Origin of the sequence: Delftia sp. DLF01 (genome assembly GCF_014852125.1) — a bacterium.
GTDB classification, from domain to species: Bacteria; Pseudomonadota; Gammaproteobacteria; order Burkholderiales; family Burkholderiaceae_C; genus Comamonas; species Comamonas acidovorans.
Genome location: NZ_JACVAZ010000003.1, coordinates 661,601 through 674,669, shown reverse-complemented (window position 1 = coordinate 674,669; position 13,069 = coordinate 661,601). Strand labels below are relative to the sequence as shown.

Annotated in this window: 14 protein-coding genes; 3 read left to right on the top strand and 11 right to left on the bottom strand. The window is 66.1% G+C overall.

Translation table 11 applies throughout. From position 1 onward, the window contains the following. Positions 1–165: 165 nt before the first annotated feature. Positions 166–1,395, top strand: coding sequence for a DUF11 domain-containing protein (locus tag IB269_RS18290; protein ID WP_192367899.1), 1,230 nt, complete (start codon positions 166–168; stop codon positions 1,393–1,395). A gap of 26 nt (positions 1,396–1,421) precedes the next feature. Here IB269_RS18290 and IB269_RS18285 read toward each other — a convergent pair whose 3' ends face one another. The 8 genes from IB269_RS18285 to IB269_RS18250 all read right to left on the bottom strand — a co-directional run bounded on the left by IB269_RS18285 (position 1,422) and on the right by IB269_RS18250 (position 8,657). Further along, positions 1,422–2,291, bottom strand: a complete 870-nt coding sequence (locus tag IB269_RS18285) for a phosphodiesterase (protein ID WP_192367898.1) — start codon at positions 2,289–2,291, stop codon at positions 1,422–1,424. Continuing rightward, on the bottom strand, positions 2,278–3,339 hold the full coding sequence (locus tag IB269_RS18280; RefSeq protein ID WP_192367897.1) for an ABC transporter ATP-binding protein: 1,062 nt from the start codon (positions 3,337–3,339) through the stop codon (positions 2,278–2,280). Before IB269_RS18280 ends, IB269_RS18285 begins: the two co-directional genes overlap by 14 nt. Continuing rightward, positions 3,329–4,096: an ABC transporter permease gene (locus tag IB269_RS18275; protein ID WP_043783412.1), complete on the bottom strand. Its 768-nt coding sequence runs from the start codon at positions 4,094–4,096 to the stop codon at positions 3,329–3,331. The genes IB269_RS18280 and IB269_RS18275 overlap by 11 nt, the downstream gene beginning before the upstream one ends. A gap of 119 nt (positions 4,097–4,215) precedes the next feature. After that, positions 4,216–5,073 carry an ABC transporter permease gene (locus tag IB269_RS18270; protein WP_096915995.1) on the bottom strand — a complete coding sequence of 286 codons (858 nt, stop codon included), beginning with the start codon at positions 5,071–5,073 and terminating at the stop codon, positions 4,216–4,218. Further along, positions 5,070–6,107 (bottom strand): ABC transporter substrate-binding protein, encoded by a 1,038-nt coding sequence (locus IB269_RS18265; protein ID WP_043822681.1) that lies wholly within the window; start codon positions 6,105–6,107, stop codon positions 5,070–5,072. Before IB269_RS18265 ends, IB269_RS18270 begins: the two co-directional genes overlap by 4 nt. Before the next feature lie 79 nt (positions 6,108–6,186). Further along, positions 6,187–7,176: a LacI family DNA-binding transcriptional regulator gene (locus tag IB269_RS18260; protein ID WP_192367896.1), complete on the bottom strand. Its 990-nt coding sequence runs from the start codon at positions 7,174–7,176 to the stop codon at positions 6,187–6,189. 127 nt (positions 7,177–7,303) lie between these two features. Next, a complete protein-coding gene (locus IB269_RS18255; protein WP_192367895.1) occupies positions 7,304–8,092 on the bottom strand; it encodes a nucleotidyltransferase domain-containing protein in 789 nt (262 codons plus the stop codon). Positions 8,093–8,117: 25 nt separating this feature from the next. Beyond that, positions 8,118–8,657 carry a GNAT family N-acetyltransferase gene (locus IB269_RS18250; RefSeq protein ID WP_141833400.1) on the bottom strand — a complete coding sequence of 180 codons (540 nt, stop codon included), beginning with the start codon at positions 8,655–8,657 and terminating at the stop codon, positions 8,118–8,120. A 208-nt stretch (positions 8,658–8,865) separates the two neighbouring features. Between IB269_RS18250 and IB269_RS18245 the strand changes: the two genes are divergently transcribed. Together IB269_RS18245 and infA are read left to right on the top strand one after the other, a co-directional pair. Then, positions 8,866–10,254 carry a GntP family permease gene (locus IB269_RS18245; protein ID WP_016453662.1) on the top strand — a complete coding sequence of 463 codons (1,389 nt, stop codon included), beginning with the start codon at positions 8,866–8,868 and terminating at the stop codon, positions 10,252–10,254. 499 nt (positions 10,255–10,753) lie between these two features. Then, positions 10,754–11,017 carry a translation initiation factor IF-1 gene (gene infA / locus IB269_RS18240; protein ID WP_012204971.1) on the top strand — a complete coding sequence of 88 codons (264 nt, stop codon included), beginning with the start codon at positions 10,754–10,756 and terminating at the stop codon, positions 11,015–11,017. 161 nt (positions 11,018–11,178) lie between these two features. Here the strand turns inward: infA and IB269_RS18235 are convergent, their stop codons facing one another. From IB269_RS18235 to IB269_RS18225, 3 genes are all read right to left on the bottom strand, one after another. After that, positions 11,179–11,478, bottom strand: coding sequence for a pentapeptide MXKDX repeat protein (locus tag IB269_RS18235; protein ID WP_065347205.1), 300 nt, complete (start codon positions 11,476–11,478; stop codon positions 11,179–11,181). A 105-nt stretch (positions 11,479–11,583) separates the two neighbouring features. Beyond that, entirely contained in the window at positions 11,584–12,375 is a 792-nt protein-coding gene (locus IB269_RS18230; protein ID WP_063326435.1) for a molybdopterin-dependent oxidoreductase, read from the bottom strand. Next, entirely contained in the window at positions 12,372–13,025 is a 654-nt protein-coding gene (locus IB269_RS18225) for a cytochrome b/b6 domain-containing protein (protein ID WP_063326434.1), read from the bottom strand. Before IB269_RS18225 ends, IB269_RS18230 begins: the two co-directional genes overlap by 4 nt. Positions 13,026–13,069: the final 44 nt, after the last annotated feature.

Below are 13,069 nucleotides of genomic sequence, written 5' to 3'. Positions count from 1 at the left end.
GCGCTCTCCGTTGAAAAGTAGGCAGGACGACAACTTGGAGTTCCATTCCAATGGCGGGATTGCAAATATTTGTCATTGGATGGTGGCTGTAGGGGATTGGTGATTTTTAAAGTTCAATACCAGTGATACCTTGATAGCGCAAATCTATCTATCACTGGGAGTTCTATGAAAAATCACGCCCTCATGGCTGCCTTGATGGCCGGCGCAGCACTCTCGGCCTGCCCCCTCGCCAGCGCGCAAGTGACCCGTTACTACGGGGAGATGAGAACCTCCTACTCGGATTTCCAGGATCGCACGGCTTGTCCCCTGGGGTCTCACGGCTCATGCCAGGATTTTCCGAGGACCGCCCGTCTGGCCGGCTGGTTTGAAACGGCCGCACCCTTGCAGCCCAATCTGGACGAGAGCGAAATAAGGGCGCTGGTGACTTCCTATAGTTTCTCGGACGGATTGAACACCTACAGCAGCTCCGATCCGGATGTGCGCGCATTCATATTCAGGGTTTCCACGGACAGTGGGTCCAATATCGTGAGAAACAGAATCCACCTTCAACGCTGGCTGACGGGAAACAATCCGCACCGCTCCATCAATCAAATTGGCCCGGGTGGATCTACCAATGATGTGGATATGCTGAGCCGGTTTGAAATGGCCACGGAACAGGTGGGTGCCGTGAACAACGCGATGTGCGCTTCCTTGTTCTCGGAAACATCCCAGCAGGTCAGTTATTCGGGGGAAAGCGACACCTGCTTGGGGACCTACGAGATACCCGGCAACGGCGTGTCCGTTGCGTGGACCGGGGCGCCCGTGCAAAACCAGAACGTCATGTCCTGGCACAGGGAGGCCGTGCATCCTGCCCTGTCGTTGACCCACAGCATCTCGCCCGCAGGCCAGGTGCAGGCGGGGCAGGAGGTGCGCTACACCATCACCGTCAGGAATACGGGGACCGTGCCCGCCACCCAGGCGCAGATTGCCGACAGCCTGCCTGCCGGCCTGGAGCGCGCCACCTGGACCTGTACGCCCGGCGCCAGCACGCCATGTCCCGTGGCGTCAGGCTCCGGATCGCTGGCAGTCACGGTGCCCGTGTTCGCGGCAGGAGATTCGCTGGTTTTCACCGTGATGGCCAGCGTGTCCAACCCGGCGCCCGCAACCATTACCAATGTGGCCACCGTGGATGCCGGGGACCCGTCGGTGCAGTGCATGCAAGCAGGGCAGGTCGTGGGAACGGTGCCGTGCATGGCTTCCGCGTCCATCAATACGGTGGCGGCTCCCCCCGGCGGTGGCCAGGTGACCCCCGTGCCGACGCTGCAGCACACAGCCCTTGCGGTCCTGAGCCTGCTGGCTGCAGCCATCGGATGGATGGGGCTGGGGCAGCGCCAGCGGGTCGGCGCGGGCCGCTGACGCGGCCAGGACGCGCCGGCCCGGGCTCAGTCGATCAACCGCCCGTCCGCATCCCAGAACGGGTGTGGCCCGTCGAATTGCCCGCTGGCCACGGCATGGCTGACCAGTCGGCCGCCGTGCGGCAGGGCGTGCAGCATGAAGCCCGGCGGCTCCAGCGTCCAGGCCGATGCGGCATCGGGTGCCAGGTCCAGGCAGACCTGGTGGGCGGGCGCGGGCGAGGTCATGGCCACCGTGCCGCCGAAGGCGACCTGGATGCTGCGGTGCAGGTGGCCGCAGATGACGCGCTGCACGTTGGGGTGGCGGCGCACAAGGTCTTCCAGCGCCTGGGCGCCTTGAAGCAGGCCGATCTTGTCCATGTGGCCTATCAGGGTCTCGAAGGGCGGGTGGTGCATGGCGATCACCACGGGGCGGCCTTCGCTGGCGGCCAGCTGCAGCTCCAGCCATTGCAGGCGTTCCTCGCACAGCGCGCCCTCGCTGTGGCCCGGCACCACGGTGTCCAGCGCGATCAGCCGCAGATCGCCGATGTCCACCGCGTACTGTATGAAGCCGTCGCTGCGCAGCCAGGTGTGCTCGGGAAAGGCGGTGCGCAGCGCGTCGCGGTCATCGTGGTTGCCGGGCAGCAGGTAGGTGGGAAGCGTGCCCAGCGGCGCCAGCAGGCTGCGCAGGTGGGCGTATTCGGCGGGCCGGCCGAAGTCGGTCAGGTCGCCCGTGATCACGACGGCGTGCGGCTGCTGCGGCAGGGCCAGCACGCTTTGCACCGTGCGCTCCAGGTATTGGGCGGTATCGATGCGGCGGTAGGTCAGGCGGCCGGGTTCGCGGATGTGCAGGTCGGTGAGCTGGGCCAGGAAGGTGGTCATGGAAGTGCGGGAAGTGCGATGGCTTTCAGGCGTGGGCATGGTTGGGCATCCATTGGTGGGGGGCGATGCGCAAGGCCACGCGGTCGCCCGATTGCGCGGCGTGGTCGCGGGCCACGTCGGCCATCAGCGGCGTGTGGCCCGCCAGTTCCAGCGTGAGCTGCAGGCGGTCGCCCAGGAAGACGCGGCGCGCCACCGATGCGGGCACGCCGCCCGGCGTGCCGGCGGCGCAGACCTCGATGTCTTCAGGGCGCAGCAGCAGCCGGGCTGCGCCCGTGCATTCGGCCGGGCAGGCCAGCTCCATGCCGGCCAGCGCCAGCCGGTTGCTGCGCGCATCGTCTTCGCTGCGTTCGACCTGGTTCACGCGCCCCAGGAAGGTGGCGACAAACGGATGGGCCGGTCGGCGGTACAGGCTCTCACCGTCGCCCACCTGCAGGATGCGGCCTGCCTGCATGACGGCCATGCGGTCGGCAATGGCCATGGCCTCCTGCTGGTCGTGCGTGACATGGACGGCGGTGATGCGCAGCTGGCGCAGCAGCTGTGCCAGCTCGTCGCGCAGGGTTTCCTTGAGCTTGGCGTCCAGCGCGGTCAGCGGCTCGTCCAGCAGCAGCACGCGCGGGCGCGATGCCACGGCGCGGGCCAGGGCCACGCGCTGGCGCTGGCCGCCGGACAGTTCGGCCGGGCGCTTGTGCTCCAGGCCGTTCAGGCGCACCAGGTCCACCAGTTCGCCCACCACGCGGCGCTGCTCCTGCTCGGACACGCCGCGTATGCGCAGGCCGTAGGCTATGTTGGCCTGCACGCTCATCTGCGGGAACAGCGCGTAGTGCTGGAACACCATGCCCACCTGGCGCTTTTCTATGGGCACGCGGGTGACGTCGGTGTCGCCGAAGGCGATGCGGCTGCCCGCGTCCGGTGTCTCCAGCCCCGCGATGATGCGCAGCAGCGTGGTCTTGCCGCAGCCCGAGGGGCCGAGCAGGGCCAGCACCTCGCCGGGCTCCACGCGCAGGTCGGTGGCCTGCAGGCCGCGGGTGCCGTCGGCATAGGTCTTGGCGCATTGCCGGATGTCGATGGCGACGCTGTTACTTTCCATAATGCTTCTCGATGAAATGCCCCAGCGCCTGCAGCAGCCACATCACGGGCAGGATGACGATGAGGAAGATGAGGGTGTAGGCCGAGCCCACCTCAATGCGCATGGACGCATAGCTGTCGGCCAGGCCCACGGGCAGGGTGCGCGTCAGCGGCGTGTGCAGCATCCAGGTCAGGTTGAACTCGCCCATGGACAGGGTGAACACCATCAGGCAGGCGGCCACGATGGCGGGCAGCACGGCAGGCACCAGCACGCCCAGGAAGCGCTGCGTGAACGAGGCGCCCAGGCTGCGCGCAGCCTCCTCCAGCGCCACCAGCTCCTGGCGGCGCAGTGCCGAGCCCACCATGCGCACCATGAAGGGCAGGGTGAACACCACATGGCCCACCAGGATGAAGGCAAAGCTCTGGCGGAAGGCGGCCACGCTGCCATAGGCCAGCAGCAGGGCCAGGGCGCTGGCCAGGCCCGGAATCGCCACGGGCAGCGTCAGCAGCTCCTCGAAATGCCGGGCCCAGGGCGAGCGGCTGCGCGCCAGCGCATAGGCGCAGGGCACGCCCAGCACCAAGGTCATGGCCACGCAGGCGCAGGCCAGCAGCAGCGACATCAGCACGGTATTGCCGTAGCCGGCCCAGACCTCGGCCAGCCAGCGGGTGGTCAAGCCACTGGCCAGGCCCTGGCCGTAGTTCTGCACCAGCCCGGCCAGCACCGACAGCAGCATGGGCGCCAGCATGAACACGGTGACGGTGGCCGTCACCAGCCACATCAGCGGCGGCATTTTTGGCCGCCGGGCCGCCCCAAGGCAAAAAGCGGCCCCTTCGGGGGGCAGCGGACCTTGCGCTGCAAGGGCAGCGTGGGGGTTATTTTTTTGTGTGGTCCGCATGTTCAGACTCCTGTGGCGGCCGGGCCCGCCCAGCGCCGCGACAGCCACAGCACCAGCCAGGTGATCAGCCCCAGGCTGATCGACAGGCTGGCGGCCAGGGCGAAGTTGGCGTAGTTGGTGAACTCGTTGTAGATGGTGATGGGCAGCACCTCGAACTTGCTCGACAGCGTGAAGGCCGTGCCGAAGGCGCCGACCGACGTGGCGAACACGATGGCGCCGCAGGCCAGCGTGGTGGGCAGCAGCTGCGGCCACCACACATCGCGCGCCACGCGCCAGCCATTGCCGCCCAGCGAGCGAGCGGCCTCTTCCAGGTGCGGGTCCAGCGCCTCGGCCGCTGCCGTGTAGGAGGCAATGGCGCGCGGCAGCGAGAAATACAGGTAGCCCAGGAACAGGCCCAGCAGCCCGTAGGCGAAGGTGATCCGCTCGCCGCCCAGGGCCACCGACAGATCGGCCAGCGCGCCCTGGCGCCCGCCCAGCAGGATGATGAAAAAGCCGATGATCACGCCCGGAAACGACAGCGGTAGCGTCAGCAGCGACAGCAGCAGGCCGCGCCCCGTGAAGCGGTGGCGCGCCAGCGCAATGCCCATCACCGCGCCGATCAGCAGCGTGGCCAGGGTCACTGCCAGCGACAGGGCCAGCGTCTGCAGCAGGCTTTGCAGATACAGCGCGTCGGTCAGCGTGGCGAAGTAGGTGCGCCAGCCTTCACGCGCCGGCAGCGCCAGCAGCAGGCCGGCCGGCAGCAGCCAGAACGCGGCGAAGAAGGCCACGGCCGGCGCGCTGCAGGCCAGCAGCAGCGCGCGGGCGCGCCAGTCGCCTGGCGCTTGGGAGGGAATGCCCACGATGCAGTCCGCCTGGCTCAACGCACTTCACGCAGGTAGCGCGTGGAGAAGCCCTTTTGCACATCGGCCATCTTCTGGTAGTCCACCGAGGTGGCGCGTGCGTACTCGCTGGCGGGCAGGAAATGGCCGGCCACCTCCTTGGGCAGGGCCACGTCGCGCACGGGGCGCAGGTAGGCGTTGGCCCAGATGGACTGGCCCTTGTCTGACAGCACATAGTCCAGCACCTTCTTGCCGTTGTCCGTGTGCGGCGCCTTGTTCACCAGGCTCATCACATAGGGCATGACCACGGTGCCTTCCTTGGGGATCACGAAGTCCACGTCGGCCTTGTCCTTGTAGCGGGCGCGGTAGGCGTTGAAGTCGTAGTCCAGCAGGATGCCGATCTCGCCCGACAGCAGGCGTGCATACGAGGTCTGCTTGGGCACGATGGGCTCGTTCTTCTGCAGCTTCTTGAAGTAGTCGATGGCCGGCTGGAAGTTGTCCAGCGTGCCGCCCATGGCCTGGTTCACCGCCACGGCGCCCACATAGCCCACGAAGGCCGAGGCCGGGTCCAGGTAGCCGACCAGGCCCTTGTATTCGGGCTTGAGCAGGTCTGCCCAGGACTGCGGCACGGGCTTGCCGCCCAGCGCCGCCTTGTTGACCATGAAGCCCAGCGTGCCCGAGTGGATGGTCACCCACTCGCCCTTGGGGTCCTTGAGGCCGGCGGGAATCTGGTCCCAGTTGGCGGGCTTGTAGGCGGCAACCACGCCGTCTTTCTGCGCCTGGATGGCGAAGGTCACGCCCAGGTAGGTCACATCGGCCACGGGGCTGGCCTTCTCGGCCACCAGCTGGGCCAGCGACTGGCCCGAGTTCTTGTTGTCGGGCGGCACGGTGATGCCGGTATCGGCCTTGATGGCCTTGATCTGCGTGCCCCAGTCGGCCCATTCGGGCGGGCAGTTGTAGCAGATGGCGCTCTGGGCCAGGGCCGTGCCGCAGACGGCGGTGGTGGCGGCCAGCAAGGCAAGGCGCTTGATGGAGGGCTTGAAGGAGAGCTTGAAGGGGAGGGCAGTCAGTTTCATGGTGCGTACTCGAAGAGGTTGGGGAGCGTGGGGAAGGGAAGGGCGCGGCCTTGGCTTGCGCGGGCCGCTGTTGTTGGTTTCAGAGCCTGCAGGACTCGCCGCTGCGCCAGCCATGCGGCAGGCACAGGCTGTCTTGCGCGGCCAGGGTTTTCTTGCCCGCCAGCGCATCGCACAGCAGGCGCACGCAGGCCGAGCCGATCTCGTGGTTGGGTTGGGAAATCGAGGCCAGCGAAGGCGTGAGATCGCCCGCCATGGCAATCCCGTCAAAGCCGACCACGCTCAGGTCCGCAGGCACGCGGAACCCGGCCAGCGATGCCGCGCGGATGGTGCGTATCGCCAGCAGATCGTTGCTGCAGACGATGGCCGTGGGCGGAGCCTGCTCGCTCAGGTGCTGCTTCAGCATCTGCACGGCGGTGGAGGCAAAGGGCACCTCCCAGACCGGCAGCGGCGACAGGCCTGCGGCCTGCATGCCCAGCGCATAGCCACGGCAGCGCTGCTGGGCGCGGTCGGACGCGCGCAACTGGCCCGTGACCATGCCGATGCGGCTGTGGCCTGCCGCAGCCAGGCGCAGCACCAGCTCCCTGACGGCGCCCGTGTTGTCCACGCCCACGCAGGCATGCTCATGGGTGTGGTGATAGGCCAGCACATAGGGCTTGCCGGCCTGGCGCACACGCGCCAGCGCCGCCGAATCGCCAGGATTGGAGACCACCAGCACCAGCGCATCCACCCCGCTGGCCAGCAGCCGCGTGGTGGCCGCGTCTTCACCGGCGTGGTCGTATTCGGTGGTGCAAGGCGAAATCGCATAGCCGCGCAGCGCCGCCTGTGAGGCAATGCCCTGCAGGCACTCGGCAAATACCGGATTGGTGAGCGTGGGCAGCACCACGCCCAGCACCTTGCTGCTGCGCGTGCGCAGCGTGCGGGCGCTGGCATTGGCCACATAGCCTACTTCCTGCGCCACGCGCAGCACCGTGCTGCGCGTTTGCGCATTGACCACCTCCGGCGAATTGAAAACCCGCGAAACAGTGGCGACGGACAGCCCCGCGCGGCGTGCAACCTCGGTGATGCTCATGGATGTAAACGATTTCTTGAAAACGTTTACATTGCACCCGCTGCGCGTGACGGTGCGGTGACGGAGGAGTGAAGGTTTTGTTGCGTATCAGGCGCTTGGCGGCTTGGGCCCTGACGTTGCCCGGTACCTAGACTGCCGTAGATGCAGCTCGCTGGCGCCGAATCCAGCTGATGAAGGCCGAAAGCTCTGCGTTGAAACGAGCTCTGGGTGCCTCGGGCGTCCTTGACTGCGCCAGAAAGAAAGCCATGGACTGCGCCATTTCCGGATAGAGCTGCGCAAAGCAATCGGCGAACTCCTCCAGCGTGCGCGGCCAGAAGCCGCCTGAGCAGGGGCGCAGCACATTGGTGGCCCGGATCAGCTTGCGTGCGGCTTCGCGTTGCAGACGCAGGGCCTCCATGTCGTCCCTGGTTCCGGAAATGCGCTGCAGGTAGTCGTTCAGCACCTGCACGTAGTCGCCATTGACGGCCTGTGCAATCGCCCTGGACGGCTCGAACGCCTCAAACTGCTGCGCCAGGTCCGCGCCGTGGATGCAGCGGCACTCATGCTTGAGCCAGTAGCCCCAGCTGTAGAGATGGGCCGGGTCCAGCACCTCTTGCCGAGTGCCCAGGTCGAAATCGATCTTCGCGACTTCTTTGTGACGTAGTTGCAGGTCCTGGCGCCGCTGCTCCAGCCGGGCGCTCTCCTGCCTGGACAGGGGGCGGGCCAGCACGATCGTCAGGTCCAAGTCCGAGAAGCCCGCCCTTGCGCAGCCGCGCGCCACGCTGCCATACAGGTAGAGGCTGTCCAGCGCCTCGCCAAGGTCGCTGGCGATGGCTGCGCGCGCATCGTCCACCAGGCGCTGGAACTCGGGCTGGACAGGATCGTTGGGGATGAGGTCCAGAGTGCGGGTCGCGTGAGGATCGTTGCAGGAGTGCATGGGGATGCCTGGGCTTATCGCCCGCTCATTCGTCTGCCGCAAGCCGCGCATAGAGCGCATAGTCCCTGGGCATTCCGCGAACCAGCCTGAACGAACGCAGCAGCCCCTCATGCCGGTACCCGCAGGCCTGCACGACCTTGGCCGAGGCCTGGTTCGACTCCAGCACCGCAGCCTGGATGCGGATGAAGCCGTATTCCTGAAAGGCCCATCGTGTCACTGTCGCGCACAGGGCCTTGGCTATGCCGCGTCCCCAGTACTCCGGGGCGAGGTCGTAGGCGATTTCGGCGGTGCGGTTCACGTCGGAGATGGTGTGGAAGCCGATGCTGCCCACCATCCGGCCACTGCGGGCATCGACGACGGCCAGGCGGCGCTGGGAGTCGGCGGACGGGGACTCGAACGCATCGAACAGCGGCAGCAGATCGTCGCCTGAGGCGAGGTTCCAACTGGTGTGCTCGGTGACGGCGGGCAGCCTCAGGTAGGCGTACCAGGCACCGATGTCCGAGCGTTCGATCTGGCGAAGGGAGATTCCGGGCAGCTCCGGTACGGGGGGATGGTGTATGCGCATGGGTTCCGGGATGGCAGCACCGGGCTTGCCCGGCAGGCACGATTGTGGACCGGCGCCAGCGCGAACTCTGTGAACAAGCCTGAAACCTACAACCCGCCGACAGGCCCAGGCATACGATTTGTAGCGATTGGAAACTGCCTACCGCTTGCGGCATGCCGCAAGCGCGCAGGCGGGCTCCAACGCCAAGAATCACAACTCCAAGCTTCCTATGTCTTCATTCGATACCCAACTGCTGCTCATCGCGCTGGCCAGCGTGCTGGTCCTGGTCGCGCTGATCGTCTCGCGCATCCGTCTTCATCCCCTGCTGGCCCTGCTGGTGGTTTCCATCGGCGTGGGCTTTGCCACGGGCATGGCGCCGGGCGAGATCGTCAAGAACCTCACCAACGGGGCCGGCAAGACGTTGGGCGCGGTGGGCGTGGTGATCGCCCTGGGCGCCATGCTGGGCAAGATCCTGGCGGACTCCGGCACCACCGAGCGGCTGGCCAGTGCCATCCTGCAGCGCACGTCCGAGCGCATGATTCCCTGGGCCATGACCCTGGTGGCCTTCGTGATCGGCATTCCCATGTTCTTCGAGGTGGGGCTGGTGGTCATGCTGCCGCTGATCTTCAGCGTGGCGCGCAAGCTGGAAAGCAATGAGCGCTTCAAGGGATCGGCCTATGTCTATGTGGGCGTGCCCGTGATCGCCGCGCTGGCCGCCATGCATGGCATGGTGCCGCCGCACCCGGGCCCGCTCACCGCCATTGCCACGCTGCACACCACGGTCGGCCCGACCATGCTGTACGGCTTTCTGGCCGTGATTCCCGCCATGGTGCTGGGTGGCCCGCTGTACGGCGCCTTCATCACGCCGCGCATGAGTACGCGCCCCGATGCAGCCCTGCTGGAGCAGTTCACATCAGGCAAGAAGGAAGGCGGGGAGGGCAGTGCGCCCAGCATCGGCATGGGCGTGCTGTGCGCCTTGCTGCCCGCGCTGCTGATGCTGGTGCATGCGCTGGCCGAGGTGCTGCTGCCCAAGGATTCGGGCCTGCTGCATGCGGCGGCCTTCCTGGGCAATCCGCTGGTGGCCATGCTGCTGGGCGTGGTGTTTGCCTCCATCACCCTGGGCTATCTGCGCGGCGCCGATGCAGAGAAGTTGCGAGACGCGCTGGGCCAGAGCCTCAAGCCCATCGCCGGCATCATGCTCATCATTGCGGGCGGCGGCGCCTTCCAGCAGATCCTGACCAGCGCCAAGGTGGGCGATGCCATCGTCCACATGACCCAGCAGTTCGCCCTGCCTCCGCTGGTGCTGGGCTGGATGATCGCCATGCTGCTGTCGGTGTCCACCGGCTCGGCCACCGTGGGCATCGTGGGCGCGGCGGGCCTGCTGGCGCCGCTGGCGGCCTCCGATCCTTCACTGAACGTGCCGCTGCTGGCGCTGGCCATTGGCTGCGGCTCGCTGTTCTTCAACTACGCCAACCACGCGGGCTTCTGGATGGTGAAGGAGTCCTTCGGCATGAGCATGGGCGAGGCCACCAAGACCATTACCGTGGTCCAGTCCATCGTGTCCTTTGTGGGCCTGCTGATGGTGCTGCTGTTCAACCTGCTGCCCAAGCTGGGATAGGTGAAAGGCATGAGGCGGGCTGCCGGCGGCCGCTGCGATGCCGCGGCAACCACCAAGAGAGGGCACTACTTCCGGTTCGACTGCGAATTGCCCCAGTCGCGACAGGGAAAATGCCGCCCCGTACAGGTGCGGTACCTGGCGCCGCTTCAACGCATGGCCGGCAATTCACCTATACTGATGGAGGTGCTGTCCTTGTTGTTCGCCTCCTCAGTGCCCGTCTGACACCTTCGCGGTCTCCGGGCTGCCGTTAGCCGCCCACTGTCACAAAGTCTGTGACGAGGTCCGCAACTGTCACTCTCAACGGCGAGCACCACGCGAATCCAACCCACCTCCCGGGTCCGCACTCTCCCTGCCACCTGCAGGGTCCTCTTTTCCCTTTTTCGATGCTCCGCTGTCTGCGTGCAGCGGTCATCCTGCGCTGGCCCAAGGCCGCAGCATGGTGCTGCACCAGCAACTTGCGGCGACGCAACCCTTTCAACATGTACTCACAGGAGTCCCATTGGCTAAAGAAGAACTGATCGAAATGCAAGGCCGGGTAGACGAAGTGCTGCCTGATTCCCGCTTCCGCGTAACGCTGGAAAACGGCCACCAGCTCATCGCCTATACCGGCGGAAAAATGCGCAAGCACCGCATCCGCGTGCTGGCCGGCGACAAGGTGACGCTTGAAATGTCGCCCTATGACCTGAACAAGGGTCGCCTCACGTTCCGCCACATCGAGCAACGCTCCGGCGCACCGGGCCCGCGTCCTCCGCAGCGCCGCTGAAGCCCGCCGGCCCGCTTCTGTTGCAGAGCGGGCATTCGGGGCGCAGGCAGGACCGGGCTCTGTGCCTGGTTGCCTGATCGGCAGCCCCAGTCAGCTTTCCAAGTAGCCCCGACGGCCCGACCGCCTGGAGGGCACCAGACGGATCAGGCGAGTCCGTCTGCTTATTTGGACATGGCGTCCTTGCCCATGGAATCCTTCTTCATTCCATCCTTGGACATGCCGTCCTTGTGCATGCCGTCCTTGGACATCGAGTCCTTCTTCATCCCGTCCTTGGACATGGAGTCCTTCTTCATGCCGTCCTTGGCCATGGAGTCCTTCTTCATTCCATCCTTGGACATCGAATCCTTGGACATGGCTCCGTTGGACATGCCGTCCTTCGCCATCTCATCCGCAGCGAATGCCGTGGTGGCGCCAGCCAGGGCGAGGCAGGTGGCGAGCAGGGTGGTGGTGAGCTTGGTCATTTGAGTCTTCCTTTGGATTAGCGGTTTGCGGGATTGCAAATCGGCCGGCTTTGGATGGGCCCGGCCTCGCACCTTCGTTGGCGGCCCAGCGGCTTGGAAGGCCGCTCAGCTGCCTCCGAACCAGTTGTAGCCCTGGTCTTCCCAGTAGCCGCCGGAGTAGGTGTTGGTGACGAACATGGCCTGGATGTGCTTCGGGTTCTTGTAGCCCAGCTTGGTGGGCATGCGCAGCTTCATCGGAAAGCCATATTTGGGCGGCAGGGGCTGCCCGTCGTAAGTCAATGCCATCAGCGTCTGCGGATGCAGGGCCGTGGCCATGTCGATGCTGGTGAAGTAGTCGTCAACGCACTTGAAGCCGACGTACTTGGCGCTGGTGTCGGCGCCTATGTGGCGCAGGAAATCGGCAAAGCGCACGCCGCCCCAGCGGCCTATGGCGCTCCAGCCTTCCACGCAGATGTGGCGCGTGATCTGTTCGTCCTGCGGCATGGCGCGTAGCTCGGCCAGGGTCCAGGCATGGCGGTCGGCGACCATGCCGGTCACCTCCAGGCGCCAGCTGGCCCCGTCCACCTCGCGCACCTCGTCCTCTCCGTAATAGGCATTGAAGGGGAAGGGACGCGTGATCTCGGCTGCGGAATAGGTGGGCGCCAGCCGCGTGGGGCTGAAGAGCAGGCCCTGCATGCGGTCGTTGAAGCGCGATACCTGGCTGAGCGCGGCCTCGACGTGGCTGTCATCGCTGATGCTGCAGCCCGTGAGCAGGGACAGGCCGCCCAGCGTCAGCGAGCGTTGCAAGAAGGCGCGGCGTGCGGGCTGGTCCAGCTTGCGGGCGATCAGCGAGCGTGCCTCGCGCACCACGGCCTCGCCATCGACGCCGGGCAGGGAAGGGGCTTTGAAGATTTTCATGGGGACTTGGGCGCACGGCCGTGGATCATGGTCAGGAAGGTCCGGGGCACCAGGGCGACCATTGCCAGGTGCACCACCACAAAGGCGACCAGTGCAGCCATGCCGAAGAAGTGCACGCGCCGTGCGGATTCATAGCCGCCCAGCAACTCGCGCAGCAGCGGGAACTGCACCGACTTCCACAGCACCAGGCCCGACAGCACGATCACCACCAGGTCCAGCACCACGAATAGGTAGGCCAGCTTTTGCACATGGTTGTAGCGGGCCGGGTCGGCGTGCGAGAGCCGGCCCTTGAGGGCGGCCACCAGGTCCTGGCGCACGCCCTGCACGCTGACGGGAAAGAACTTGCGCAGCCACCGGCCGCTGGCGATGTTGAGCAACAGGTACAGCAATCCGTTGAACACCAACAGCCACATGGCCGCGAAATGCCATTGCAGCGCCCCGCCCAGCCAGCCGCCCAGCGTGATCGAGCCCGGAAAGCTGAAATCAAAGAACGGCGCCGCGTTGTAGATGCGCCAGCCGCTGGTCACCAGGATGACCACGGCCAGCGCATTGAGCCAATGCGTGAGGCGCAGCCACAGCGGGTGGATGCGCTGGCCATCCTGGGGCTGTGCCGGTTGGGGGGTGATGAGGGCGGTGTTCATGGGTCCCATTGTTGGAGGGACCCTGTAGCGGATGTATCACGCAAACTTCAATT